The organism is Pseudomonas sp. 29 (assembly GCF_002754355.1).
Taxonomy (GTDB): Bacteria; Pseudomonadota; Gammaproteobacteria; order Pseudomonadales; family Pseudomonadaceae; genus Aquipseudomonas; species Aquipseudomonas neuropathica.
Map to the genome: position 1 here is coordinate 1903774 of NZ_PEEY01000001.1, position 24031 is coordinate 1927804.

The following is a 24031-nucleotide window of genomic DNA, read 5'->3' on the forward strand; positions in this document are numbered from 1 at the left end:
AGTCATGCCTTACTCGGCTTTCAGGCCGTCAGCGGAGACCGCTTTAACGCCTTTGATTTTCTTGGTGATGTTCACTGCGGTGGTTTTCTGAGCCTCGGTCACTGCAACAGTGGAGGACAGGGAAACCACGCCTTTGTTGGTTTCTACTTTGATGTCGGTGCCCGGAATGCCTTTTTCGGTGACCAGATCGCTTTTGACTTTGGTGGTGATCCAGGTGTCGGAAGTAGCTTCTTTCGCCTTGGTGACTTCACCGGCGGCCAGAGTCATTGGAGCCTGAGTAGCCTGGGTGGATTGTGCGAATGCACCGGAAGCCATGGTCAGGGTCAGCGCGGTAGCAGCAGCGGCAGTGATAGCGAACTTCTTCATACGAGTAACTCCTGTTTTTCTGGAAAGTCTGCTGGTTGTCTTGTCAGCAGGGTTACCAAGGTAGTTGCGAACGCTGTGCCAACTTTTTGAAAGACACAAAACACATATAAATCAATAGGTTACAGATATCTGAAAATTCCGGATTCATGCAAAATGCATGACTCGAGGAATATTCACATGCAAGTTGCGGTTTTTTGGAAAGTTCCTAAGGCGCTGAAATTATTGAAGCTTTTGTGAAGTGCCAGACAATAAAAATGCCCCGCAGAGCGGAGCATTCTGGCCAGCACACGTCAGCTTATGTACCGGTGGCAGTGCAGCCTTTAGGCGAATAGTCCGGAGCAACGGTGGTACCACAAGTCCACACACCTGCGCCGGTCCCTGAGGAACGTGTGAGGGTGATGGTTTTGCTCAGCACCGGACCCGGAGCATTGAGCAATGTGCAAGTGATGGTCCCGGCACCGGTGGATGCCGTGCCGGAAGCGGCCAGTGTGCAGTTGGAAGTCGCAGCGGTGGCACTGCCCGCCACTAGGGTCAGGGTCGGATCAGTGCCTTGATTGATGGTGTCCTCGAACGGCACCTTCAGCGCGCTGATTTCCGCCAGCCCCGCCGTCACCTTCGACCGTGCCTGATATTTGGAATATTGCGGCAACGCGATGGTCGCCAGAATCCCGATGATCGCCACCACGATCAGCAGCTCGATCAGAGTAAAACCTTGTTGTTTTTTCATAGACACGCTCCATGCATGAGTCGAATTCTCATGATCTGCAAGGGACGGAGCATAGGCCATGCCAATGCCTGCAAAGCCCCGTTCATTAGGCGCGAAGCGCTTGCAACGCCAATTCCTACAACCTGTAACCGCACTATCTGACACTTTTTGTCACCTGCACCCGCCGTGTTTGGCGCTGTCACTTGACTAGGCTATAAGTCATGAACGGCAAGCGTGCGGAATCCCCATGAATGACATCGCTCTGAGCGGTCTGGCCAAGCAATTGGTCCAGGCCGAACTGCTCACGGAAAAAGGCGCCCAGCAAGCCTGGCAACAGGCCCAGCGCAATCGCCTGTCGCTGGTCAGCTATCTGGTGCAGAACAAACTGGTCAAGAGCTGGCAGGTGGCCGAGATTGCCAGTGAGCATTTCGGCATGGCCTTGCTTGATCTCAATTGCCTGGACAAGGAAACCCAGCCCAAAGGCCTGGTCAGCGAAAAACTCGTGCGTCAGCATCACGCCCTGCCCTTGTGGCGGCGTGGCAACAAGCTGTTCGTGGGCATTTCCGACCCGAGCAATCATCAAGCAATCAACGACATTCAATTCAGCACCGGGCTGAGCACCGAAGCCATTCTGGTCGAGGACGACAAACTTACCGATGCCATCGAAAAATTCTTCGACACCCACACCAGCGGTCTCGAGGACATGGCCGATGTCGATCTCGACGGGGTCGATGTCGAATCCGTCGACGACAGCAAGCAGGACGCCATCGGCGGCCTCGACGCCGACGATGCGCCGGTGGTGCGCTTCGTGCACAAGATGCTGCTCGACGCGATCAAAAGCGGTTCTTCCGACTTGCACTTCGAGCCTTACGAAAAAAACTACCGGGTGCGGGTGCGCACCGACGGCATCCTGCGCGAGGTTGCCAAACCGCCGATTCAACTGGCCGGGCGCATCGCCGCACGCCTGAAAGTCATGGCCAGCCTGGATATTTCGGAACGGCGCAAACCTCAGGACGGGCGGATCAAGATGCGCCTGTCGAAAAGCAAGTCGATCGATTTCCGGGTCAACACCCTGCCGACCCTGTGGGGCGAAAAAGTGGTGATCCGGATTCTCGATCCGTCCAGTGCGCAGATCGGTATCGACGCGCTCGGCTATGAGCCCGAGCAAAAAGATCTGTACATGGCCGCACTCAAGCAACCACAGGGCATGATTCTGGTCACCGGGCCCACCGGTTCGGGGAAAACCGTGTCGCTGTACACCGGCCTGAATATCCTCAACACCGTCGACATCAATATCTCCACCGCCGAAGACCCGGTGGAGATCAACATGGAAGGCATCAACCAGGTCAACGTCAATCCCAAGCAAGGGCTCGACTTTGCCCAAGCATTGCGCTCGTTTCTGCGTCAGGACCCGGACGTGATCATGGTAGGTGAGATCCGCGACCTGGAAACCGCCGAGATCGCCATCAAAGCCGCGCAGACCGGTCACCTGGTGCTCTCGACCCTGCACACCAACAGCGCTGCGGAAACCCTGACGCGCCTGCACAACATGGGCATTCCCGGTTTCAACATCGCCACCTCGGTCAGCCTGATCATCGCCCAGCGCCTGGCGCGCAAACTGTGCATCCACTGCAAGAAAGCCATCGAGATCCCACGCGAAACCTTGCTCAAGGAAGGCTTCCCCGAGGAACGCATCGGCCATTTCACGATCTACGAGCCGGTCGGTTGCGATCACTGCAACGGCGGTTACAAAGGACGCGTGGGGATTTATGAAGTGGTGAAAAACACACCGGAGCTGCAACGCTTGATCATGGCTGAAGGCAACTCGCTGGAAATCGACCTGCAGATGCGCCGCGACGGCTTCGACGACCTGCGCACCTCCGGGCTGCACAAGGCCATGCAAGGCATCACCAGCCTTGAAGAAATCAACCGGGTCACCAAGGACTGAACATGGCGGTCAAGGCAGCAAAAATCAGTATTTATGCCTGGGAAGGCACGGACAGAAAAGGCAGCAAAGTCACCGGTGAACTGAGCGGCCAGAACCCGGCGCTGATCAAGGCACAATTGCGTAAACAGGGGATCAATCCCGGCAAGGTGCGCAAGAAATCCGCGTCATTGCTGAGCTTTGGCAAACGCATCAAGGCCCGGGACATTGCCCTGTTCACCCGGCAGATGGCGACCATGATGAAAGCCGGCGTACCGCTGTTGCAGTCGTTCGACATTATTGGCGAAGGCTTTGATAATCCGGCCATGCGCAAACTGGTGGACGACGTGAAGCAGGAGGTCGCGGCCGGTAACAGCTTCGCCGCAGCCCTGCGCAAGAAACCGCAGTATTTCGACGAGTTGTATTGCAACCTGGTCGATGCCGGCGAACAGTCCGGCGCCCTCGACACCTTGCTCGAACGCGTCGCGACCTATAAGGAAAAAAGCGAAAGCCTCAAAGCCAAGATCAAGAAAGCCATGACCTATCCCACCGCCGTGGTGCTGGTCGCGGCTGTTGTCACCGGGATTCTGCTGGTCAAAGTAGTGCCACAATTTCAGTCAGTGTTTTCCGGTTTCGGTGCCGAACTGCCGGCGTTCACCCTGATGGTGATCAGCCTGTCGGAATTCATGCAGCAATGGTGGTGGGCGATTCTCGCTGCACTGGTCGCAGCGATTTTTGGCACCCGCCACGCGCTAAAAACATCCCAGGCCTTGCGCGATCGCAAAGACACCTGGCTGCTGAAACTGCCACTGGTGGGCACACTGATGTACAAGTCCGCCGTGGCGCGATTCGCTCGAACCTTGTCGACCACGTTTGCCGCCGGTGTGCCGTTGGTCGAAGCGCTTGACTCGGTGGCCGGCGCCACCGGCAACGTGGTCTTCAAGCGAGCCGTGCTGCGCATTCGCCAGGACGTGTCCACCGGTATGCAACTGAATTTCTCGATGCGCAGCACCGGGGTCTTTCCCAGCATGGCCGTGCAAATGACCGCAATTGGCGAAGAGTCCGGCGCCCTGGATGACATGCTCGACAAGGTTGCGGGCTTTTACGAGGAAGAAGTGGATAACATGGTCGACAACCTCACCAGCCTCATGGAGCCGTTCATCATGGTCGTGCTGGGGGTAATCGTCGGCGGGCTGGTGGTGGCCATGTACCTGCCGATCTTCCAACTCGGCTCAGCGATCTGACATGCCTATCGACGAACTGTTTGCCATGTATCCGCTAGCGTTTGTCGGCACCGCCCTGCTGCTGGGCCTGGTGGTCGGCAGCTTCCTCAATGTGCTGATCTGGCGCCTGCCGAAAATGCTCGAACGCGACTGGCGCCAGCAGGCACACGATGTGCTCGGTTTGCCCGGCGAAGCCTCGCAACCCATCTACAACCTGATGCTGCCGCACTCCGAATGCCCGCATTGCGCCCACCGGATTCGCCCGTGGGAGAACGTTCCCCTGCTCAGTTATCTATGGCTGCGCGGGCGCTGTTCAGCGTGCTCAGCTCCGATCAGCAAACGTTATCCGTTGACCGAGCTGGCCTGTGGGCTGCTTTCGGCCTTCATCGCCTGGCACTTGGGTTTCGGTTGGCCGGCGTGCCTGCTGATCGTCCTCACCTGGGGTCTGCTGGCGATGAGTCTGATCGACACCGAGCATCAACTATTGCCTGATGTGCTGGTGTTGCCGTTGCTGTGGCTGGGGTTGATCGTCAACAGTTTCGGCCTGTTCGTAACCTTGCACGATGCGTTGTGGGGCGCGGTGGCCGGTTATCTGGCGCTGTGGTCAGTGTTCTGGCTGTTCAAGCTGCTGACCGGCAAGGACGGCATCGGTCATGGTGATTTCAAACTGTTGGCGCTGCTGGGGGCATGGGGCGGCTGGCAGATTCTGCCGCTGACGATTCTGTTGTCATCACTGGTCGGCGCCATTATCGGGGTGATTTTGTTGCGCCTGCGCGAGCAAAAAACCTCGACGCCAATCCCCTTCGGCCCTTATCTGGCAATTGCCGGCTGGATTGCCTTGCTCTGGGGTGGTCAAATAACCGCCTTCTATTGGCAGTTTGTCGGTTTGAAATGAATACCCCTGTGGAAAAACCCTGGATTCTCGGCCTCACCGGCGGCATCGGCAGCGGCAAAAGCGCAGCGGCTCAGCACTTCATTGATCTGGGTGTCCACGTGGTGGATGCCGATCACGCGGCACGCTGGGTGGTTGAGCCGGGGCGTCCGGCGCTGGCGCAGATTGCCGAACACTTCGGTCCCGGTGTGCTGCAGGCCGATGGCACGCTGGACCGCGCCGCCCTGCGTAAACTGATCTTTGAAGTGCCGGAGCAACGCCGTTGGCTCGAAGCCCTGCTGCATCCGTTGATCGCCGAGGAAATCGCTCATCACCTGGCGCAGGCAAAATCGTCTTACGCGATTCTGGTTTCGCCGCTATTGATCGAATCCGGGCAATACACGATGACCCAACGCATCATGGTGATCGACGCTCCGCAACAATTGCAGATCGAACGCACCTTGCAACGTGACCAGACCAGCGAGCAGCAGGTTCAGGCGATCCTCAAGGCCCAGTCGAGCCGCGAAGAGCGTGTGAGCCGCGCCGACGACGTGGTCGTCAACGACCGCGACCTCGCCTGGCTGCACAGCGAAGTCGAGCGTCTGCATCACTTTTACCTGACTTTATCCGGAGGCCAAGCATGAGCCAGATCCCCACCGTTGAATGCCCGACCTGCGGCGCCCCCGTGGAATTCATCCCCGAAAACAAGTTTCGGCCGTTCTGCTCTGATCGCTGCAAGCTGATCGACCTCGGCGCCTGGGCGTCGGAAGAACACAAGATTCCGGTCGCACCGGATGCCGAGGACGAACTGTTTTCCGGCGACTTCGATCCGCGTCACTGATCTCGATCAGGGCCGCATAAAGCCGTAGTCCTGATCGTCGTCGAGGTTTTCCGCCAGAAAGCGCAACTCGTCGGCCAGGTCTTCGGCGTTGCGCACGGCCTTGCTCTGCTGCACCACCGCACTGAGCAAGGCGCGCAAACTCAACCCCGGGTCGAAACCCACTTCCTGCGCCATCTCCAGACTCTGCCGGGTTTCCTGCCTGGCCCACTCGTAAACACTCATGCCGCTGCTCCTGAAGGGATTTGCGCGAGCATGAAATTTCCCGCGCGCAGCGGGTTTGATGTGGATCAAGACTTCGGATCGTCGTCCTTCCACGGCGCCGAAAGGTAGCGTGTGCGGTTGAAGGTCTCCAGCCATTCCGGGCTGAATACCACCAGAGCACTGACGATCATGCCGTTGATGAACGCCTCGGGGAAAATGATCAGCCACACGTAACCGATGAAGTCTTCCAGCCACTCCGGCATGGCGAAGAGGCCGTCGTACCACAGCAGCGTCAGGCTCAGGATCAGGCACAACAGGGCTGACAGCGCGGCGGCAAAGAAGCCGGAACAGAAGATGTACACGAACGGATTGCGTGGCTGAGCACGCTCGACGAGGATCGCCACGCATTCGGTGACCAGCACCGGCAGCAAAATGAACAAGGCGCCATTGACCCCCATCGCTGCGAGATCCTGACGCCCGAGCAGCACCAGGCCGATTTGCGCCACCAGCCCGCCAACGATCGCCAGCGGCCAGTCCAGCAACAGGGTTACCGCCGTCATACCGAGGAAGTGATACGACACGCCCGTGTCGAAATCCCTGCGCATCAACCACAAGAGAAACAACGCAAACACGGTGCCGAACAGCAGATGCTGACGCCGGCTGTCGCTGAACAACTCGACCCACGGCGCACGCGCGATCGCCCAGAGCAGCACCGGCAGATAAATCAGCCAGCCCAGCAACAGACTTTCGGTCGCCAGCACGTCGACGCCGATCATGGGCGCGCCTTCTCCAGTGCCTCGCGCAGGTCACCCGCGTTGGCGTACTCACGTTGCGAGAGCAATCGACCGTCCTTGAGTTGCAACCACAATACCTGGCCTTCCGCGCCGGGATAGCGCGACGCAACCCGTCCTTCTCGATCCAGCATGACCCGATAGTGGTAGTCGCGCATGGCCGGTACGGCAAACATTTTGGCAATCAGCGCCGGCATGCGCTGGATGTCGGCAACGAACACCGCGTGACGGGCCTCCAGATAGCCCTTGGGCTGGTCCTTCAACGCTTCCTTGATCAGCTTGGCGCCGTCCATATCCCGTGCCACCAGCAGCGTGGTGGTGCTGTTGTCGAGGGTGAAGGGTTGCTCGTACTGATCGAGCAACGTCCAGGGAGCCAGACGCTCACCGGTTTCGAGCGCATGGGCACACAGCGGAAAAACAGCAAACAGCAGCAGCCAGCGAAATTTCACGATGAGTCCTCACGGTTTGGCGCAAATAATCGATTTCCATGAGTCTACACCGCCCTTCTCCACTGCCCACTGATGCACTTTGCCGCGGAACGCTTTCAGCTTGTCGCATTTGAACGCTAAGCTTGGGCTTATGGATGACTCAGATTATTTACGCCTGCTGACCATCGCGGCCGAGCAGGCCAACGCCTTTCTGTCCAATGCCCGCAAATGGGAGCGTGAGCGTTGGGTTTGCCAGCGCCTGCTGCAAGGCCTGAACATTCCCTACCGCGCCGACGAATTCGCGCCGGCCGGCGAGCCGCCGGACGTATTGTTTCGCGATGCCAATTTCGAGGTGTTCTTCGTGCTCGACGAGGGCCGTCGGCTCAACGACGAATGGCGCGATGAATTGCAGCGACGACGTAGCGCCTTTTCCCTCAGCCAACTGGTGCGCCGCGAAGCCAAGCCGAAACGAATCCCGGCCAATGAATTCCTGCTGCGACTGGCACCGACCTTGCGCAAAAAAGCACATAACTACAAGGAACGCGGCATGGATCTGGGCGAACTGGATATCATCGCCTTCGCCAGTCTTAAACGTGAGGTGCTGGATCTGAACAGCCATTTCCCCCCGCCTACTGAATACCTGCGCCAAGGCTGGCGCTCGCTGTCCCTCGTCGGCCCGACCTTCGCCCGCGTGCTGTTCGCCCACCCGGATGCGCCGGACTTTCTGCGCAGCAACCTCGGCCGCAGCATCGTCTTCGACGTCGGGATCAGCCTGTGACGCCACTTCAGCAATTGATTGCCGATGTGCCACAGACCGGGTGTGTGCGCTGGATTGGCGTGCGCCCTGATTCCCGTGGGCCGATGATCGAACTGGATGCCGTGGAGGCGCGACTTGAGGCCGGGCTGACCGGCGATCATGCGCGCCCCGGTGTGCGTAATGCGCGCCAGGTAACGCTGATCCAGTGGGAGCATCTGGCGGTGATCAGCGCATTGATGGGGCGTGCGCACGATCAGCCGGTCAAGCCTGAAGATCTGCGCCGTAATCTGGTTATCAGCGGTATCAATTTGTTTAGTCTCAAGGGTCGGCGCTTTCGTATCGGTCAGGCAATATTCGAAACCACGGGCTGGTGTCAGCCCTGTGCACGCCTGCAGAACAACCTCGGCCCGGGCACCTTTCAAGCGGTGCGCGGGCATGGCGGAATTACCGCACGGGTGTTACAAAGCGGCATCATCCGCCTCGAAGATAGCGTGAGCGTCGAACCGGTTCCGGACAGCGGCTATGCTGCGTTCAACCCCGGATAAAAACCGCTGTAGCTTCTGCCCATTCAGCAACGTCTACCTGACGAGGCAAATATGACCAGCCGCCTGAACCCCGAAGACCAGAAACATGTCGAAGAGTATCTGCAACTGTCCCAACATCGAGTCGAGCGCCGGCCTTTCCGGCCGTGGATGCTCCTCGTGCTGGTGCTGGCAGTGACCATTGGTCTTGGCCTGTTGAGCCGATTTATCAGTTACCTGACGCTATGAGCAGCTTGGCGCTCGCTTGGGTAACCGCACCGATTTCCTTTAAAAACCTTGCGAGTTATCCCCATGTCCCATCGTATTGTTATTGTCGGCGGCGGCGCCGGCGGTCTGGAGTTGGCTACCCGTCTGGGTAAGACTCTGGGCAAGCGCGGCACGGCCAGTGTGATGCTGGTCGACGCCAACCTGACGCACATCTGGAAACCGCTGTTGCACGAAGTGGCCGCCGGATCGCTGAACTCCTCCGAAGACGAACTCAACTATGTTGCCCAGGCAAAATGGAACCACTTCGAGTTCCAGCTAGGGCGCATGAGCGGGCTTGATCGCGCACAGAAGAAAATCCAGCTGGCCGCCACCTACGACGAAAACGGCGTAGAACTGGTGCCGGCGCGTGAAGTGCAATACGACTCGCTGGTGATCAGCGTCGGCAGCACTACCAACGATTTCGGCACTCAGGGCGCGGCGCAGCACTGCCTGTTCCTCGACACCCGCAAGCAAGCCGAGCGCTTCCATCAGCAACTGCTTAATCACTATCTGCGTGCACACGCCGGGCAAACCGATGTGGTCGAGCAAATCAGCGTTGCGATCGTCGGCGCTGGCGCCACTGGCGTCGAGCTGGCGGCCGAACTGCACAACGCCGCGCACGAACTGGCGGCTTATGGCCTGGACCGGATCAAACCGGAAAACATGCACATCACCCTGATCGAAGCCGGTCCACGGGTGTTGCCCGCCCTGCCGGAGCGCATCAGCGGGCCGGTGCACAAGACCCTGGAAAAACTCGGGGTCAACGTGATGACCAACGCTTCGGTCAGCGAAGTGACCGCCGACAGCCTGATCACCGCCGATGGCAACGAGATCAAGGCCAGCCTGAAAGTCTGGGCAGCGGGCATTCGCGCGCCGGGTTTCCTCAAGGACATCGACGGCCTGGAAACCAACCGCATCAATCAACTGCAAGTGCTGCCGACGCTGCAAACCACCCGCGACGAGAACATCTTTGCTTTCGGTGACTGCGCCGCGTGCCCGCAACCGGGTACCGATCGCAATGTGCCGCCGCGTGCCCAAGCCGCACACCAACAGGCGTCGCTGCTGGCCAAATCGCTGAAACTGCGCATCGAAGGCAAGACCTTGCCGGAGTACAAGTACACCGACTACGGCTCGCTGATCTCGTTGTCGCGCTTTTCGGCGGTGGGTAACTTGATGGGCAATCTGACCGGCAGCGTGATGCTCGAAGGCTGGCTGGCGCGGATGTTTTACGTGTCGCTGTATCGCATGCACCAGATGGCGCTGTACGGGCCGTTCCGCACGGCGATGTTGATGCTGGGCAGCAAGATTGGCCGTGGCACCGAGCCACGCCTGAAACTGCATTGATGTAAACCTGTGGGAGCGAGCCTGCTCGCGATAGCGGTTTGTAAGTCAACATCATTGTTGAATGACAAACCGCTATCGCGAGCAGGCTCACTCCTACATTTGCTTTTTGATTCTGTCTCGTAGTGTATCTGCGCCCTCTTTATCGCCCTTCGCTTACAAACTCCCCCGCTCCGCGACACAGACGCGATACACCGCCACCGCTTAATGGCCACACCCGAGCAACACCTGCTCAGGCAATCGTCCTTAACGTGTGGTTGCGCAGTGCAGCCCAGGAGAATGTAAATGTCCCGTACTTCGACCCTCGGTAAAAAATCCATTGGCCTGATCGGCGCCGCGCTGGCGGGCGGCCTGATGTTGTCTGGTTCGGTGTTTGCCGCTCAACCACTGGCGCAGGGCTACATGGTTGCGTCGGCGGAAACCTCGGTGAAAGCGCCGGAAGGCAAATGCGGTGAAGGCAAATGTGGCGATGCTTCGATGGCCAAGACGGACAGCGACGGTGACGGCAAGGTCTCGCGCGCCGAATTTCTGAAAGTCGCGCCGAAGTCCGATTTCGACAAGATCGACACCAACCATGACGGTTTCATCGACGAACAAGAGGCCTACAACAACGTGAAGGCCAACTTTGAAGCCAACGGCAAGAAGATGCCAAAAGGCTTGTTCGAGCACCTGAAAGATCAAGACGGCGCTTGATCGACAGTAAAAAACAAGCCGCGCTTCTCCTGAGAGAAACGCGGCTTTTTCACGCCTGCCCGTTTACAACTGGAAGCGCCGTACCATGCCCTGCAAGGCATTGGCCAATTGCGACAACTCATGGCTGGACGCGCTGGTCTGGTCAGCGCCTGCGGCAGAACGTAACGATAAATCACGAATATTCACCAGGTTGCGATCCACTTCCCGGGCTACTTGCGCTTGTTCTTCAGCGGCGCTGGCGATCACCAGATTGCGCTCATGGATCTCATGCACCGACGCGGTAATGGTTTGCAGCGCCTCACCGGCACGCTCAGCCAAGGCCAGTGTGGTCGTCGCCCGCGCGGTACTGGCCTGCATCGAATCCAGCGCCAGGCTCGAACCGCTGCGCATGCCCTGGACCATCTGCTCGATCTCCTGCGTCGATTGCTGCGTGCGATAGGCCAGCGCGCGTACTTCATCGGCGACTACGGCAAAGCCTCGCCCGCTCTCACCGGCCCGCGCCGCTTCAATCGCCGCGTTGAGCGCCAGCAAATTGGTCTGCTCGGCAATCGCCCGAATCACGTCGAGCACTTTGCCGATGTCCTGCGATTGATTGGCCAGTGATTGCACCAACTCACCGGTCTGTTGCACATCGCTGGCCAGTGCATTGATGGCCGTGGCGGTCTCACTGACCCGCACCTGACCCAGATGCGCCGACTCGCTGGATTGACGGGTCGCGTCAGACGTCGACACCGCATTGCGTGCGACCTCTTCCACTGCTGCCGTCATCTGGTTGACGGCCGTCGCGGCTTGTTCGATTTCGTTGTTCTGCTGTTGCAGTCCCTGGGTGCTGTCGAGCGTCACCGCATTGAGTTCATCGGCAGCGGTCGCCAGTTGCGTGGCCGAACCGCTGATGCCTTGCAGCGTCTCGCGCAGGTTCTGCTGCATGGCCGCCAACGCTTTGAGCAAGCGACTGACTTCATCGTTGCCATGGGTTTCGATCGGCCGGGTCAGATCCCCCTGCGCGACACTTTCTGCTGCGCTCACGGCGCTGCTGAGCGGACGAACGATACTGCGGGTGAGCATCATCGCCAGTGCCACCGTGGCCAGCGCGGCCAACGCAATAAACAAACTGACAATTGTGCGCGAGTTTTCATAGTGCGCAGCGGACTTCTGGCTTTCGGCGGCGACCTGTTTGGCGAACAGATCCGCCAGGTCGTTGAGTTGTTTGCCGGAGCCATCGACAACGGTTTTCATGTCGACCAGCAACAACCTGGTCAACTCATCACGCTTGCCTTGCTCGGCGAGGGCGAAGGATTGAGCGATACCGTTGCGGTACGCGGCGAAGGTCTTTTTGAATTGGTCGTATAGCTGCTGGCCCTCCGGGGTGTCGACCAGTTTGTCGTAGGCGGCGATTTTCTCGCTCAGCTCTTTGTCGCGGGTGTCCATCTGGCTGCGGTAGGTGGCGATATTGTTCGCGTCCTGATCCAGCGCCATACGCAACGAGATGGTGCGGATGCGCAGCATGATCTCGCGGATCTCGTCGCCGCCACGAATGCTCGGCAGCCACTGGTTTTCTACTGCGACTTCACTATCGCGAATGCTCGACATCTGCCCCAGCGCAAACACGCCGAGCAAGGCTACCAACACCGCGATCAGGGCGAACCCCAGGGCTGCCCGGGGAGCAATATTCAACTGACGAAGCAACATGACGAACGCCCTTATTCTTGTATTGGCCAGATTCAAGGGGCGAAAGCCATGGCAGTCCCCTCGTGTTAGCGGGCTATCGGCAGGTTGTATGATGACTTGAAGGGGAAATGAGTTTTTGTCGGACAAAAAAAATCCCCGTATCTTTCGATACGAGGATTTTTAATATGGTCGGGGTAAGGGGATTCGAACTCCTGACATCCTGCTCCCAAAGCAGGCGCGCTACCGGACTGCGCTATACCCCGGTAAAAAAAAGGCGACCTTTCAAAGATCGCCTTCTTCGATCAGCGCTTTTGGCCTCTGATCTTAAGATTCGATCCCAGCGCAAACTGGTTTCAAAAATGGTGGGTCGTGTGGGATTCGAACCTACGACCAATTGGTTAAAAGCCAACTGCTCTACCAACTGAGCTAACGACCCAAAAATGGTCGGGGTAAGGGGATTCGAACTCCTGACATCCTGCTCCCAAAGCAGGCGCGCTACCGGACTGCGCTATACCCCGGTTTGAAATTGGCTCCGTGACCAGGACTCGAACCTGGGACCCAATGATTAACAGTCATTTGCTCTACCGACTGAGCTATCACGGAACTACATATTTCAATTTACAACGGTGAAACTTACTGCATCTAGCCACTCGTTCGCATCGCTGCGTTCGTGTGTCTGAGGCGCGCTATTCTACAACCTAGAACACCTCTGTCAACCCCCTAAATTGCTTTCAAGTTAATGATTTGCAACTTATTTCAGATTTCAACTCAGTGAGCTGAGACCGTCTTGGCGACTGACTGCGGGGCGCACTTTACAAGCCTTTTCCTTTGAGTTCAACAGCCTAACGAAAAAAAAGGCCCCACAATGTGGGGCCCTCCTTTTTTCATTGGCGCTCAGGCTTAGTTGAAAACGATTTCGTCGTTCTCGACAGTGCCGGTTGCCGTGTCGCCCGGCATGAAGTGACCCGAGAGGATCAACTGCGCCAGCGGGTTTTCGATCCAGCGCTGAATTGCCCGTTTCAAAGGACGTGCGCCATACACCGGGTCGTAGCCAACGGCGATCAACTTGTCCATCGCCTCTGGACTGAGTTCCAGCTTCAGCTCGCGCTCGGCCAGACGGCTACGCAGACGGCCCAACTGGATCTCGGTAATGCCCGCGATCTGATCCCGCGCCAAAGGCTCGAAGATCACCACTTCGTCGACCCGGTTGATGAACTCCGGACGGAAGTGCGACGTCAGCGCATCCATGACTGCAGCACGTTGAGCCTCACGATCACCGACCAGTTCCTGGATCTGTACCGACCCCAGGTTCGAAGTCATGACGATCACGGTGTTGCGGAAATCCACCGTACGGCCATGGCTGTCGGTCAGGCGCCCATCCTCGAGCACTTGCAGCAAGATGTTGAACACATCCGGGTGCGCCTTCTCGACTTCGTCCAGCAGGATCACCGAATAAGGCTTGCGACGCACCGCCTCAGTCAGGTAACCACCCTCTTCGTAGCCGACGTATCCCGGTGGTGCACCGATCAGGCGAGCCACAGAATGTTTCTCCATGAACTCGGACATGTCGATCCGCACCATCGCCTCTTCCGTATCAAAGAGGAATTCGGCCAGCGCCTTGCACAGCTCGGTTTTACCGACACCGGTGGGGCCGAGGAACATGAACGAGCCGCTCGGACGATTCGGGTCGGACAACCCGGCGCGCGAACGGCGTACCGCGTTGGCGACGGCGACCACGGCCTCTTCCTGACCGATCACCCGTTTGTGCAACAGGCTTTCCATCTTCATCAGCTTGTCGCGCTCGCCTTCGAGCATTTTCGACACCGGGATGCCGGTCCACTTCGACACAACTTCAGCGATTTCTTCTTCAGTCACCTTGCTGCGCAGCAACTGGTTCTCGCTCTTGCCGTGCTGGTCGACCATTTGCAGGCTGCGTTCCAGGTCCGGGATCACCCCGTACTGCAATTCAGCCATACGGTTGAGGTCACCTTTACGGCGTGCCGCTTCCAGTTCCTGCCGCGACTGCTCGATCTTCTGCTGAATCTGTGCAGAACCCTGCACTTCGGCTTTTTCCGAGTTCCAGATTTCTTCCAGATCGGAATACTCGCGTTCGAGGCGGACGATTTCTTCCTGGAGTTTCTCCAGACGTTTCATCGCCGCTTCGTCGCTTTCTTTCTTCAGCGCCTGGGATTCCACCTTCAACTGAATCAGGCGACGTTCCAGACGATCGAGCACTTCCGGTTTGGAGTCGATTTCCATGCGGATGCGACTAGCGGCCTCGTCGATCAGATCGATGGCCTTGTCCGGCAACTGCCGGTCAGTGATGTAGCGATGGCTGAGCTTGGCCGCGGCGATGATCGCGCCGTCGGTGATTGCTACCTTGTGGTGAACCTCGTAACGCTCTTTAAGGCCACGCAGGATGGCAATGGTGTCTTCTTCGCTCGGCTCATCCACCAGAACTTTCTGGAAGCGTCGCTCAAGCGCCGCATCCTTCTCTATATATTGGCGGTACTCGTTGAGCGTGGTCGCGCCAACGCAGTGCAACTCACCGCGAGCCAGCGCAGGCTTGAGCATGTTGCCGGCATCCATCGAGCCTTCGCCTTTACCGGCGCCGACCATGGTATGCAGTTCGTCGATAAACAGAATGATCTGCCCTTCCTGCTTCGACAGTTCGTTGAGCAACGATTTCAGGCGCTCTTCGAACTCACCGCGATACTTGGCACCGGCAATCAGCGCGCCCATGTCCAGCGAGAGCAGACGCTTGCCTTTGAGGCCGTCCGGCACTTCGCCGTTGATGATGCGCTGGGCCAGGCCTTCGGCGATGGCGGTTTTGCCCACGCCTGGCTCACCGATCAACACCGGGTTGTTCTTGGTGCGGCGTTGCAGAACCTGAATGGTGCGGCGAATTTCGTCGTCACGACCGATCACCGGATCGAGCTTGCCATCTTCGGCGCGCTTGGTCAGGTCAACGGTGTACTTATCCAGTGCCTGCCGCGACTCTTCGTGGTTGGCGTCGTTTACCGCTTCGCCGCCACGCAGGTTGTTGATCGCGTTTTCCAGGGCCTTCTTGCTCACGCCTTGGCCGAGCAGCAACTTGCCGAGCTTGCTGTTCTCGTCCATCGCCGCGAGCAGCACCAGTTCGCTGGAGATGAACTGGTCGCCCTTCTGCTGGGCCAGACGGTCAGCCTGATTGAGCAGGCGCGCCAGATCCTGCGACATGTTGACGTCGCCGGTCGGGTTCTGGATTTTCGGTAATTGGTCGAGCTCTTTGGTCAGCTCTTTGCGCAAGCTGTTGACGTCGAAGCCCACCTGCATCAGCAGAGGTTTGATCGAACCACCCTGCTGTTCAAGCATGGCTTGCATCAAGTGCGCCGGCTCAATCGCCGGATGATCGTGGCCGACAGCCAACGACTGGGCGTCGGACAAGGCCAACTGTAATTTGCTGGTTAAACGGTCTATTCGCATAAGTCACCTTCCTTTTGAGCAGGCCGGACCTAAAAACCATCCTGAATAAAGAAACCTGCCAGATACCACTGTAGATGCGGTCGATTCTGCAAGATTCAAGCGTCAGAGCGTTGATTCAGGTCAGGCAAGTCTAGCGGGTGAGCCAGATAAGGGAGGCAAAGCGACCAGTGCGCGAAGCGCGACGGTAGGAGAAGAAGCGCGGATCAGTCACGGTGCAGAAACCGCCACCATAAACAGCGGTGACACCACGTTCAGCCAGACGCAGGCGCGCCAGCAAATAGATGTCAGCCATGAATTTGCCGGCATTGTCGCTCGGCACGAAGGCTTGTGCCGCTTCCGGCAATTGATTGATGAAGACTTCCCGCACTTCCGGGCCAACTTCAAAGGCTTTCGGGCCAATAGCAGGACCGAGCCAGACCAGCACCTCTTCAGCCGGAACATCGAGGCTGTCGAGAGTTGCTTCAAGCACGCCCGCCGCCAGACCGCGCCAACCGGCGTGAGCCGCCGCGACACGGGTGCCGGCGCGATCGCAGAACAATGCCGGCAGACAGTCCGCCGTCATCGCCGCGCAGGCGATGCCCGGCGTTGCTGTCCAGCTGGCGTCTGCGGTCGCAACAATGCCCGGATCCGCATGCGCCACGGCAATTCCGTGCACTTGCTGCAACCAGGCAGGCTGTATAGAGAAGTGATCGGTCAGGCGTCGACGGTTCTCGGCAACGGCCTCAGGACGATCATCAACATGATCGCCCAGATTGAGGCTGTCGAACGGCGCCTCGCTGACACCACCCTCGCGGGTGGTGACGCAGGCTTTGACGCTGGCCGGCGCAGGCCAGTCCGGCGTCAGCCAGTTCATCCGATGAAGGCCTCGCGATCCTGCTTGAGCAAGGTCAGCAGCCAGACGAAATCTTCCGGCAGCGGTGACTCCCAGCTCATGCGCTCACCGGTCGTCGGATGATCCAGCTCAAGGAAGCGCGCGTGCAGGGCCTGACGCGGGAAATGCTTGAGGGATTCAACCATCGTCGGGTTCGCGGCTGGCGGAATGCGGAAACGGCCGCCATACGCAGGATCGCCGACCAACGGGAAGTTGATGTGCGACATGTGTACGCGAATCTGGTGAGTACGACCGGTTTCCAGCTTCACCCGTACGTGGGTGTGCGAGCGGAAGCGCTCCAGCACGCGATAGTGGCTGACGGCAGGCTTGCCGCCTTCCATCACCGCCATGCGCTGGCGCTGCTGGCCGTGGCGACCGATCGGGGCGTTGATCTTGCCCCCGGCAGTGACCACACCGATCACGATGCACTCGTAGATGCGGCTGACGCTGCGACTCTGCAGTTGCGTCACCAGCTTGGTCTGCGCCTGAATGGTCTTGGCCACCACCATCAGACCGGTGGTGTCCTTGTCCAGACGATGCACGATACCGGCGCGCGGGACATTGATGATGTCCGGCACGTGGTGCAGCAAGGCGTTGAGCAAGGTGCCATCGGCGTGACCGGCAGCCGGGTGCACCACCAGGCCCGCAGGCTTGTTGATCACCAGAATGTCGTCGTCTTCATAGACGATGTCGAGTTCGATGTCCTGGGCGATCCATTCGCCCTGGGCTTCCTGCTCGGCAGTCAGCTCAAGGATGGCACCGCCGTGCACGATGTCGCGAGGGCGGATGACCGCCCCGTCCACAGTCAGGCGACCTTCTTTGATCCAGGCGGAAAGGCGCGAGCGAGAGTGCTCAGCGAAGAGTTGGGCAGCGACTTGATCGAGGCGTTGGCCGCCCAATTCGGACGACACCTCTGCGCGAAGTTCAATTTTATCGGACATGCTCTGACTGTGCGTCGGCACAGCTTTTGGTTTCGGCTGCGCGCTTGTGGTTAAATACGGCGTCTTTTGCCCCGAGGCTTTTCAACGGGGCGCTCATCATAACAGGACGGCCCCGCCCAAGACAGCGGCCGTCATAGGGACGCAAGCCGCCATGCAAGTGAAACACCTGCTGCTGATCGCCATCCTCGCATTGACCGCTGCTTGCTCATCGAAGGAAGTCGTAGACGAAAACCTCAGCGAAGCCGAGCTGTATCAGCAGGCTCAGACTGACCTGGACAACAACAGCTACACCAGCGCCACAGCCAAGCTGAAGGCTCTGGAGTCGCGTTATCCGTTCGGTCGCTACGCCGATCAGGCACAGCTGGAGCTGATCTACGCCAACTATAAGAACGCCGAGCCGGAAGCTGCAAAGTCTGCCGCCGAGCGTTTCATTCGTTTGCACCCGCAGCATCCGAACGTGGATTACGCGTACTACTTGAAAGGTCTGACGTCTTTCGACCAGGACGTCGGCCTGCTGGCGCGCTTCCTGCCGCTGGACATGACCAAGCGTGACCCGGGCGCCGCGCGCGACTCGTACAACGAGTTCGCCCAGCTGACCAGCCGCTACCCGAACAGCCGCTACGCGCCGGACGCCAAGCAGCGCATGATTTATCTGCGCAACCTGCTGGCCGCCTACGAAATCCACGTGGCTGACTACTACCTGACCCGTCAGGCTTACGTAGCCGCTGCCAACCGTGGTCGCTATGTAGTGGAAAACTTCCAGGAAACCCCATCGGTCGGCGACGGCCTGGCGGTGATGACTGAAGCCTACCAGCGTCTGCACCTGGACGACCTGGCAGCCACCAGTCTGGAAACCCTGAAGCTCAACTACCCGAACCACCCGAGCCTGCAAGACGGCCAGTTCGTGCCACGGGTTGCCGAAGCCGACAACCGTTCGTTCCTGAGCAAGGCGACTTTGGGTCTGATCGAGTCGCGTCCACCGCTGCCGCCGGGAGAAACCCGCGCCAACCAGGACGTGCAGAAGCAGTTCCAGGACGCGAAAGACGCGATTCCGAACGAGCTCAAGCCTAAAGACGAAAACGGCGACGTGATCGAAGAGCCAGAGCCTGAGTCGAGCAACACCGACCGCTCGTGGTTCAGCTACATGACTTTCGGCGTGTTCGACTGATCACACCGTTTGCACCGAAAAGGGAGATCTGCGGATCTCCCTTTTTTATTGCCGCGCGTTAATAGGCTGTGCGCTTGTCGGGAGCTTGGCTAAACTGCCGGATCATCAGTCGGAAAGCCGCTCATCATGCTTCGTTTATTGTTCTGGATCGTCGTGATTTTTGCCGCGATATGGTTGTGGCGTAAATTCAAGGCGCCTGCCGCGTCCAATCAATCCAACCGTGCCCCTCGCGAACAGGACGCCCCACCGATGGTGCGTTGCGCCCATTGCGGCGTGCATCTGCCGCGCGACCGCGCGCTGAGCGTGCAACAACAGTGGTATTGCAGCCAGGCTCACCTTGAGCAAGGCCCGGGTACCCGTGATCGCTGAGGCCACCCACGCCGACAGCAAACAGGCGCAGCGCCTGCTGCGCCTTTATCATCTCTACCGCTTGAGTATCGGCATCACGCTGGTGCTGCTGATCTCCAGCAACATGGACAACCGCCTGCTGACGTCGGCCAACGACGAATTGCTGCGCGCTGGCAGTTGGCTGTATCTGATCCTCAACATTCTGTTGGTGGTGTTCCTTGAGAACACCCGACGGCCAGCGCAGCTGTTCAGTCTGGCCCTCGTCGATGTCCTGCTTTTATGCGGTTTGTTCTTTGCTGCGGGCGGCGTCGGTAGTGCGCTGGGCAATTTGCTGATTGTCTCGGTGGCGATCAGCAACACCCTGCTACGGCGGCGCATCGGGCTATTGATCGCCGCCATCGGTGCGCTGGGCATCGTCGGCTCGAGCTTCCTGCTCGGCTTCAACCATCCCCTTAGCGCCAATGAATACTTGCAGGCCGGCACCCTCGGTGCGCTGTGCTTTGCCGCGTCGTTGCTGGTGCAGGGACTGATCCGCCGCCTCGAAGTCAGCGAAACCCTTGCCGAGCAACGTGCCAGTGAAGTGGTCAGCCTCGAAGCCCTCAACGCGCTGATCCTGCAACGCATGCGCACCGGCATTCTGGTGCTCGACGAGGCGCGGCGAGTGCAACTGGCCAATCACAGCGCGCAAACCCTGCTCGCGCAGTCGCACCTTCAGGGGCATTTGATCGATGACTATTCCACGGCGCTGGTCGATCGCCTGCAACTGTGGCTGAACAACCCGACCTTGCGCCCGCAGAGCCTGAAAATCCCCGGCAACGGCCTGGAACTGCAACCGAGCTTCATTGCCCTCGAACAAAGCCCCCACCAACAAACCCTGGTATTTCTCGAAGACCTCGCGCAAATCGCCCAGCAAGCCCAGCAACTTAAGCTCGCCGCACTCGGGCGCTTGACCGCCGGCATCGCCCACGAGATTCGCAATCCGTTGGGCGCCATCAGTCACGCCGCGCAGCTATTGGCTGAGTCCGAGGAACTCGATAGCGCGGATCGGCGTCTGACGCAGATCATTCAAGACCACTCCCAGCGCATGAACCGAGTCATCGAAAACGTCTTGCAACTGTCCCGCCGCCAGCAAAGCGCGCCGCAACGCCTGGATCTCAAGCCATGGCTGGAAAACTTCGTTGTCGAGAGTCGTGAACAGGCCAGCGAACGCCAGCAGATTCACCTGCGGATCAATTCGGGAGACTTCACCACGCTGATGGACCCGAACCAGCTCACGCAAATTCTCGACAATCTGTTACGCAACGGCTGGCGCCACAGCGCCCTGCTGCATGATCAGGCCGAAGTCTGGCTGTCGTTGTTCAGTGATCCCGACAGCCAGTTGGCGGTCCTCGAAGTGCAGGACAACGGCCCCGGCGTCCCGCTCGATCAACAGACGCATCTGTTCGAACCGTTCTTCACCACCAGCAGCCAGGGCACCGGCCTTGGGCTTTATCTGTCCCGTGAGCTGTGCGAAAGCAACCAAGCGCGCCTAGACTTTCAATCACGCCAAGGCGGCGGCTGCTTTCGCATCACCTTTGCTCACGGACGGAAACAAAGTTGAATACGAGCCCACGGCAAAAAATCCTCATCGTCGACGACGAACCGGATATCCGCGAACTCCTGGAAATCACCCTGGGACGGATGAAGCTCGACACCTACAGCGCACGCAATCTGGCTGAAGCCCAGGCGCTGCTGAACCGCGAGAGTTTCGATCTGTGCCTGACCGACATGCGCCTGCCCGACGGTACGGGGCTGGAGCTGGTGCAGCACATTCAGCAACGCTATCCACAACTGCCGGTGGCGATGATCACCGCCTATGGCAGCCTGGAAACGGCCATCAACGCTTTGAAAGCAGGTGCTTTCGACTTTCTCACCAAACCGGTGGACCTCACTCGTTTGCGCGAACTGGTCGGTACAGCCCTGCGCATGCCGGCGGCGGGAGGCAGCTTTACCTCCATCGATCGGCGCTTGCTCGGCGATTCGCCACCGATGCGCATTCTGCGCAAGCAAATCGACAAACTCGCTCGCAGTCAGGCGCCGGTGTACATCAGTGGCGAATCGGGCAGTGGCAAGGAACTGGTTGCGCGGCTGATCCATGAACAAGGGCCGCGCGCCGGCCAGCCGTTCGTGCCGGTGAACTGCGGGGCGATTCCGTCAGAGCTGATGGAAAGCGAGTTTTTTGGCCATCGCAAAGGCAGTTTTACCGGCGCCGTCGAGGACAAACCCGGACTGTTTCAAGCCGCCCATGGCGGCACGTTGTTTCTTGATGAGGTGGCGGACTTGCCGCTGTCGATGCAGGTAAAACTGCTGCGGGCGATCCAGGAAAAAGCCGTGCGCAGTGTCGGCGGCCAGCAGGAAAGCGTGGTCGATGTGCGGATTCTCTGCGCCACGCACAAGGATCTCGATGCAGAGGTCGCGGCCGAACGCTTTCGTCAGGACCTTTATTACCGCTTGAACGTGATCGAACTGCGCGTGCCGTCCCTGCGCGAAAGACGTGATGATATTGAAGTGCTGGCGGCCAGTATGCTCAAGCGTTTGGCCAAGGACACCGGCCAGCCGGCAGCACGCTTGCATCCACAGGCGTTGGCAGCGCTGAAGAATTACCGGTTTCCGGGGAATGTGCGGGAGTTGGAAAACGTGCTTGAGCGGGCACACACCTTGTGTGAAAACCGCACGATCGAGGCTGAAGATTTACGTCTGAGCGAAGGCAACTGCGCGGCGGACGGCGGGATTGCCGATCTGACGCAGATCGACAATCTGGAAGATTATCTGGAGAACGTCGAGAGGAAGCTGATCTTGCAGGCGCTGGAAGAAACACGCTGGAATCGCACGGCGGCGGCGCAGCGGTTGAGTCTTTCGTTTCGTTCGATGCGCTATCGGCTGAAGAAACTGGGCCTGGATTGAGGGCCCCTTCGCGAGCAGGCTCGCTCCTACAGGGATCTAGGGTGTTCACAAAATGTGAGTTAACCGGAGATCCATTGTAGGAGTGAGCCTGCTCGCGATGACGGCCATCCGATCGCTGAAGAAATATCAGACTAGATCCGGCCCTCGGGCGCATACGGCGCCGGATCAATAATCGGCGTCCTTCCCAGCATCACATCGGCAAACAACTGACACGACGCCGGCGCCAGCACCAGTCCATTGCGGTAATGCCCGCAGTTCAACCACAACCCGTCAAACCCCGGCACCCGGCCAATGTAGGGAATGCCCTCCGGCGAGCCCGGACGCAGCCCTGCCCAGTGCCCGATCACTTCGGCATCGGCCAACGCTGGCAATAACTCCACTGCCGAAGCCTTGAGACTTTCCAGCGCCACATCGGTCGGCGTCTTGTCGTAGCCTTCGTGCTCCAGCGTGCTGCCAATCAGAATGTGGCCGTCGCGACGCGGGATCGCATAACGGCCCTTGGCCAAGACCATGCTCGGCAGAAAATCCGCCGCGCACTTGTAGAGAATCATCTGCCCTTTGACCGGTTCGACCGGCAGCGTCAGGTCCAGCGTCTTGAGCAAATCACCGCTCCACGCACCGGCCGTCAGCACGACCTGATCACCTTTGATCACGCCGTTGGAGGTTTCGACGCCGACGACCTGCGCGCCCTCACGGACGAATCCGCTGACCTCGCACTGTTCGTGAATCGTCACGTTCGGCAGTGCCTGCAACGCCGCTTTCAGCGACTTCACCAGACGCGGATTGCGCACGTTGGCGACATCAGCCATGTAGATCGCCCGCGCGAACCCGCCACCGAGCACCGGCACCGCATCATGTGCCGCCGAGATATCCACAGCCCGCAGCGGACGGTTTTCCCGCTCGGCCCAAGCCAGTGCTTCGGCTTCATCGTCCAGATCCAGCCAGTACAGGCCGGTGGTGTGCACTTCAGGATCAACGCCAGTGTCGGCAAACAAACGCTCGCCGAGCTGTGGATAAAAGTCCTGCGACCAGTGCGCCAGTGCGGTAACCGCCGGGCTATAGCGCCACGGATACAACGGCGAAACGATACCGCCGCCCGCCCAGGACGATTCCTGGCCGAGGTTCGAGCGATCGAGCAGCACCACGCTGCTTACTTCGGAGGCGAGGTTGTAGGCGGTCAGCAGGCCAATCACCCCGCCACCGACAATCACCACTTGCTGTTGCCTGGTCATGTTTGATCCAACCGTAAAAAAGACAGTGGGCGCAAAAGGCACCCGAAAGAAAGCGCCTCAGCGGCCCCAGCAATCCTTGGTGGTCAGCCCGGTGGTCGCGTTGTTCATACTGCGGACACCGGTGTTGGTCAGGGTGAAATCCCCGCACTTGTCGGTGGCCATGGACGTACCCGTTTTGCGGGTAGCGGTCAGCAGGAAGGTCTGGTCAGCGATGGTCGGGGTGATGGTGTAGAAATCATTGCCCGTGCTGAGTCCGGTGACATTGGTGTAGGTATTGTTTCGGGTGTAGAAGCGCTCGAGGGTCTGCGCCTGTTCGGAGAGCAAAGACACCACTTCTGCGCGACGGCCCTTTTTCAGGTACTCGGTATAGCTCGGTGCGGCGATGGTGATGACGATCCCGATGATCGCAATCACGATCATGATTTCGATCAGGGTGAAACCTCGGTTGAATCTGCGCATGCCTCA

General features: G+C 59.0%; 25 protein-coding genes, 4 tRNA genes and 1 pseudogene. 14 read left to right on the top strand and 16 right to left on the bottom strand.

Annotated elements, in window-relative coordinates; translation table 11 throughout:
- Nucleotides 1-9: 9 nt before the first annotated feature.
- A complete protein-coding gene (locus CLU80_RS08800; protein ID WP_077574577.1) occupies nucleotides 10-366 on the bottom strand; it encodes a BON domain-containing protein in 357 nt (118 codons plus the stop codon).
- Between the two features lie 295 nt (nucleotides 367-661).
- Nucleotides 662-1093, bottom strand: a complete 432-nt coding sequence (locus CLU80_RS08805) for a pilin (RefSeq protein WP_093434881.1) — start codon at nucleotides 1091-1093, stop codon at nucleotides 662-664.
- Between the two features lie 226 nt (nucleotides 1094-1319).
- Here CLU80_RS08805 and pilB point away from each other — a divergent pair, with 226 nt between their 5' ends.
- Genes pilB through yacG form a run of 5 tightly spaced genes read left to right on the top strand, consistent with a single transcriptional unit; the run spans nucleotide 1320 to nucleotide 5931 of the window.
- Nucleotides 1320-3020, top strand: a complete 1701-nt coding sequence (gene pilB, locus CLU80_RS08810) for a type IV-A pilus assembly ATPase PilB (RefSeq protein WP_099757208.1) — start codon at nucleotides 1320-1322, stop codon at nucleotides 3018-3020.
- A gap of 2 nt (nucleotides 3021-3022) precedes the next feature.
- Complete coding sequence (locus tag CLU80_RS08815) at nucleotides 3023-4240, top strand: type II secretion system F family protein (RefSeq protein WP_093434875.1); 1218 nt, start codon at nucleotides 3023-3025, stop codon at nucleotides 4238-4240.
- Nucleotide 4241: 1 nt separating this feature from the next.
- Complete coding sequence (locus CLU80_RS08820; RefSeq protein ID WP_093434872.1) at nucleotides 4242-5114, top strand: prepilin peptidase; 873 nt, start codon at nucleotides 4242-4244, stop codon at nucleotides 5112-5114.
- On the top strand, nucleotides 5111-5734 hold the full coding sequence (gene coaE, locus CLU80_RS08825; protein WP_099757209.1) for a dephospho-CoA kinase: 624 nt from the start codon (nucleotides 5111-5113) through the stop codon (nucleotides 5732-5734). Before CLU80_RS08820 ends, coaE begins: the two co-directional genes overlap by 4 nt.
- Entirely contained in the window at nucleotides 5731-5931 is a 201-nt protein-coding gene (yacG, locus tag CLU80_RS08830) for a DNA gyrase inhibitor YacG (RefSeq protein WP_095048684.1), read from the top strand. Before coaE ends, yacG begins: the two co-directional genes overlap by 4 nt.
- Nucleotides 5932-5937: 6 nt before the next feature.
- Here yacG and CLU80_RS08835 read toward each other — a convergent pair whose 3' ends face one another.
- The 3 genes from CLU80_RS08835 to CLU80_RS08845 form a co-directional block, all read right to left on the bottom strand.
- Nucleotides 5938-6153 (bottom strand): hypothetical protein, encoded by a 216-nt coding sequence (locus CLU80_RS08835; RefSeq protein ID WP_007959584.1) that lies wholly within the window; start codon nucleotides 6151-6153, stop codon nucleotides 5938-5940.
- Between the two features lie 65 nt (nucleotides 6154-6218).
- A complete protein-coding gene (locus CLU80_RS08840; protein WP_099757210.1) occupies nucleotides 6219-6908 on the bottom strand; it encodes an energy-coupling factor ABC transporter permease in 690 nt (229 codons plus the stop codon).
- Entirely contained in the window at nucleotides 6905-7372 is a 468-nt protein-coding gene (locus CLU80_RS08845) for an FAD/FMN-containing dehydrogenase (protein WP_099757211.1), read from the bottom strand. The genes CLU80_RS08840 and CLU80_RS08845 overlap by 4 nt, the downstream gene beginning before the upstream one ends.
- A gap of 130 nt (nucleotides 7373-7502) precedes the next feature.
- Between CLU80_RS08845 and CLU80_RS08850 the strand changes: the two genes are divergently transcribed.
- From CLU80_RS08850 to CLU80_RS08870, 5 genes are all read left to right on the top strand, one after another.
- Nucleotides 7503-8129, top strand: a complete 627-nt coding sequence (locus tag CLU80_RS08850) for a DUF1780 domain-containing protein (RefSeq protein ID WP_007909887.1) — start codon at nucleotides 7503-7505, stop codon at nucleotides 8127-8129.
- Nucleotides 8126-8653, top strand: a complete 528-nt coding sequence (locus tag CLU80_RS08855; RefSeq protein ID WP_099757212.1) for an MOSC domain-containing protein — start codon at nucleotides 8126-8128, stop codon at nucleotides 8651-8653. Before CLU80_RS08850 ends, CLU80_RS08855 begins: the two co-directional genes overlap by 4 nt.
- A gap of 51 nt (nucleotides 8654-8704) precedes the next feature.
- Nucleotides 8705-8878, top strand: coding sequence for a DUF3094 domain-containing protein (locus tag CLU80_RS08860; RefSeq protein WP_007909875.1), 174 nt, complete (start codon nucleotides 8705-8707; stop codon nucleotides 8876-8878).
- A 63-nt stretch (nucleotides 8879-8941) separates the two neighbouring features.
- Nucleotides 8942-10240: an NAD(P)/FAD-dependent oxidoreductase gene (locus tag CLU80_RS08865; protein WP_016986237.1), complete on the top strand. Its 1299-nt coding sequence runs from the start codon at nucleotides 8942-8944 to the stop codon at nucleotides 10238-10240.
- Between the two features lie 282 nt (nucleotides 10241-10522).
- Nucleotides 10523-10930 carry an HvfA family oxazolone/thioamide-modified RiPP metallophore gene (locus CLU80_RS08870; RefSeq protein ID WP_016986236.1) on the top strand — a complete coding sequence of 136 codons (408 nt, stop codon included), beginning with the start codon at nucleotides 10523-10525 and terminating at the stop codon, nucleotides 10928-10930.
- Nucleotides 10931-10993: 63 nt separating this feature from the next.
- Here the strand turns inward: CLU80_RS08870 and CLU80_RS30635 are convergent, their stop codons facing one another.
- The 9 genes and pseudogenes from CLU80_RS30635 to rluD form a co-directional block, all read right to left on the bottom strand.
- Nucleotides 10994-11857 carry a methyl-accepting chemotaxis protein gene (locus CLU80_RS30635; RefSeq protein WP_371748319.1) on the bottom strand — a complete coding sequence of 288 codons (864 nt, stop codon included), beginning with the start codon at nucleotides 11855-11857 and terminating at the stop codon, nucleotides 10994-10996.
- Nucleotides 11849-12619, bottom strand: a pseudogene (locus CLU80_RS30640) (MCP four helix bundle domain-containing protein); the annotation flags it as partial. The gene CLU80_RS30635 and the pseudogene CLU80_RS30640, both read right to left, overlap by 9 nt.
- Before the next feature lie 165 nt (nucleotides 12620-12784).
- A tRNA-Pro gene (locus CLU80_RS08880) sits at nucleotides 12785-12861 on the bottom strand.
- A 97-nt stretch (nucleotides 12862-12958) separates the two neighbouring features.
- Nucleotides 12959-13034: transfer RNA gene (locus tag CLU80_RS08885), tRNA-Lys, on the bottom strand.
- A 5-nt stretch (nucleotides 13035-13039) separates the two neighbouring features.
- Nucleotides 13040-13116, bottom strand: a tRNA-Pro gene (locus CLU80_RS08890).
- A gap of 9 nt (nucleotides 13117-13125) precedes the next feature.
- Nucleotides 13126-13201 (bottom strand) — tRNA-Asn (locus CLU80_RS08895).
- Nucleotides 13202-13498: 297 nt separating this feature from the next.
- Complete coding sequence (gene clpB / locus CLU80_RS08900) at nucleotides 13499-16063, bottom strand: ATP-dependent chaperone ClpB (protein WP_093434855.1); 2565 nt, start codon at nucleotides 16061-16063, stop codon at nucleotides 13499-13501.
- Nucleotides 16064-16193: 130 nt separating this feature from the next.
- Nucleotides 16194-16916, bottom strand: coding sequence for a peptidoglycan editing factor PgeF (pgeF, locus tag CLU80_RS08905; RefSeq protein ID WP_099757214.1), 723 nt, complete (start codon nucleotides 16914-16916; stop codon nucleotides 16194-16196).
- Nucleotides 16913-17875, bottom strand: a complete 963-nt coding sequence (gene rluD, locus CLU80_RS08910) for a 23S rRNA pseudouridine(1911/1915/1917) synthase RluD (protein ID WP_099757215.1) — start codon at nucleotides 17873-17875, stop codon at nucleotides 16913-16915. The genes pgeF and rluD overlap by 4 nt, the downstream gene beginning before the upstream one ends.
- A 151-nt stretch (nucleotides 17876-18026) precedes the next feature.
- Here rluD and CLU80_RS08915 point away from each other — a divergent pair, with 151 nt between their 5' ends.
- The 4 genes from CLU80_RS08915 (at nucleotide 18027) to CLU80_RS08930 (ending at nucleotide 22334) form a co-directional block, all read left to right on the top strand.
- The gene (locus CLU80_RS08915; RefSeq protein ID WP_093434846.1) at nucleotides 18027-19043 is read left to right on the top strand and encodes an outer membrane protein assembly factor BamD; all 1017 of its coding nucleotides are present in this window, start codon (nucleotides 18027-18029) and stop codon (nucleotides 19041-19043) included.
- Nucleotides 19044-19169: 126 nt separating this feature from the next.
- Nucleotides 19170-19412: a PP0621 family protein gene (locus CLU80_RS08920; protein WP_093434843.1), complete on the top strand. Its 243-nt coding sequence runs from the start codon at nucleotides 19170-19172 to the stop codon at nucleotides 19410-19412.
- Nucleotides 19402-20991, top strand: coding sequence for a sensor histidine kinase (locus tag CLU80_RS08925; protein ID WP_099757216.1), 1590 nt, complete (start codon nucleotides 19402-19404; stop codon nucleotides 20989-20991). Before CLU80_RS08920 ends, CLU80_RS08925 begins: the two co-directional genes overlap by 11 nt.
- Nucleotides 20988-22334: a sigma-54-dependent transcriptional regulator gene (locus CLU80_RS08930; RefSeq protein WP_099757217.1), complete on the top strand. Its 1347-nt coding sequence runs from the start codon at nucleotides 20988-20990 to the stop codon at nucleotides 22332-22334. Before CLU80_RS08925 ends, CLU80_RS08930 begins: the two co-directional genes overlap by 4 nt.
- A gap of 131 nt (nucleotides 22335-22465) precedes the next feature.
- Here CLU80_RS08930 and thiO read toward each other — a convergent pair whose 3' ends face one another.
- Together thiO and CLU80_RS08940 are read right to left on the bottom strand one after the other, a co-directional pair.
- The gene (gene thiO / locus CLU80_RS08935; RefSeq protein ID WP_099757218.1) at nucleotides 22466-23566 is read right to left on the bottom strand and encodes a glycine oxidase ThiO; all 1101 of its coding nucleotides are present in this window, start codon (nucleotides 23564-23566) and stop codon (nucleotides 22466-22468) included.
- A 57-nt stretch (nucleotides 23567-23623) separates the two neighbouring features.
- Nucleotides 23624-24025 (bottom strand): type IV pilin protein, encoded by a 402-nt coding sequence (locus CLU80_RS08940; protein ID WP_034153860.1) that lies wholly within the window; start codon nucleotides 24023-24025, stop codon nucleotides 23624-23626.
- Nucleotides 24026-24031: the final 6 nt, after the last annotated feature.

Coding starts and splice junctions, on each gene's coding strand:
- CLU80_RS08800 (WP_077574577.1), bottom strand. CDS start 366: ATGAAGAAGTTCGCTATCACTGCCGCTGCTGCTACCGCGCTGACCCTG.
- CLU80_RS08805 (WP_093434881.1), bottom strand. CDS start 1,093: ATGAAAAAACAACAAGGTTTTACTCTGATCGAGCTGCTGATCGTGGTG.
- pilB (WP_099757208.1), top strand. CDS start 1,320: ATGAATGACATCGCTCTGAGCGGTCTGGCCAAGCAATTGGTCCAGGCC.
- CLU80_RS08815 (WP_093434875.1), top strand. CDS start 3,023: ATGGCGGTCAAGGCAGCAAAAATCAGTATTTATGCCTGGGAAGGCACG.
- CLU80_RS08820 (WP_093434872.1), top strand. CDS start 4,242: ATGCCTATCGACGAACTGTTTGCCATGTATCCGCTAGCGTTTGTCGGC.
- coaE (WP_099757209.1), top strand. CDS start 5,111: ATGAATACCCCTGTGGAAAAACCCTGGATTCTCGGCCTCACCGGCGGC.
- yacG (WP_095048684.1), top strand. CDS start 5,731: ATGAGCCAGATCCCCACCGTTGAATGCCCGACCTGCGGCGCCCCCGTG.
- CLU80_RS08835 (WP_007959584.1), bottom strand. CDS start 6,153: ATGAGTGTTTACGAGTGGGCCAGGCAGGAAACCCGGCAGAGTCTGGAG.
- CLU80_RS08840 (WP_099757210.1), bottom strand. CDS start 6,908: ATGATCGGCGTCGACGTGCTGGCGACCGAAAGTCTGTTGCTGGGCTGG.
- CLU80_RS08850 (WP_007909887.1), top strand. CDS start 7,503: ATGGATGACTCAGATTATTTACGCCTGCTGACCATCGCGGCCGAGCAG.
- CLU80_RS08860 (WP_007909875.1), top strand. CDS start 8,705: ATGACCAGCCGCCTGAACCCCGAAGACCAGAAACATGTCGAAGAGTAT.
- CLU80_RS08865 (WP_016986237.1), top strand. CDS start 8,942: ATGTCCCATCGTATTGTTATTGTCGGCGGCGGCGCCGGCGGTCTGGAG.
- CLU80_RS08870 (WP_016986236.1), top strand. CDS start 10,523: ATGTCCCGTACTTCGACCCTCGGTAAAAAATCCATTGGCCTGATCGGC.
- CLU80_RS30635 (WP_371748319.1), bottom strand. CDS start 11,857: ATGCAGCAGAACCTGCGCGAGACGCTGCAAGGCATCAGCGGTTCGGCC.
- clpB (WP_093434855.1), bottom strand. CDS start 16,063: ATGCGAATAGACCGTTTAACCAGCAAATTACAGTTGGCCTTGTCCGAC.
- pgeF (WP_099757214.1), bottom strand. CDS start 16,916: ATGAACTGGCTGACGCCGGACTGGCCTGCGCCGGCCAGCGTCAAAGCC.
- rluD (WP_099757215.1), bottom strand. CDS start 17,875: ATGTCCGATAAAATTGAACTTCGCGCAGAGGTGTCGTCCGAATTGGGC.
- CLU80_RS08915 (WP_093434846.1), top strand. CDS start 18,027: ATGCAAGTGAAACACCTGCTGCTGATCGCCATCCTCGCATTGACCGCT.
- CLU80_RS08920 (WP_093434843.1), top strand. CDS start 19,170: ATGCTTCGTTTATTGTTCTGGATCGTCGTGATTTTTGCCGCGATATGG.
- thiO (WP_099757218.1), bottom strand. CDS start 23,566: ATGACCAGGCAACAGCAAGTGGTGATTGTCGGTGGCGGGGTGATTGGC.
- CLU80_RS08940 (WP_034153860.1), bottom strand. CDS start 24,025: ATGCGCAGATTCAACCGAGGTTTCACCCTGATCGAAATCATGATCGTG.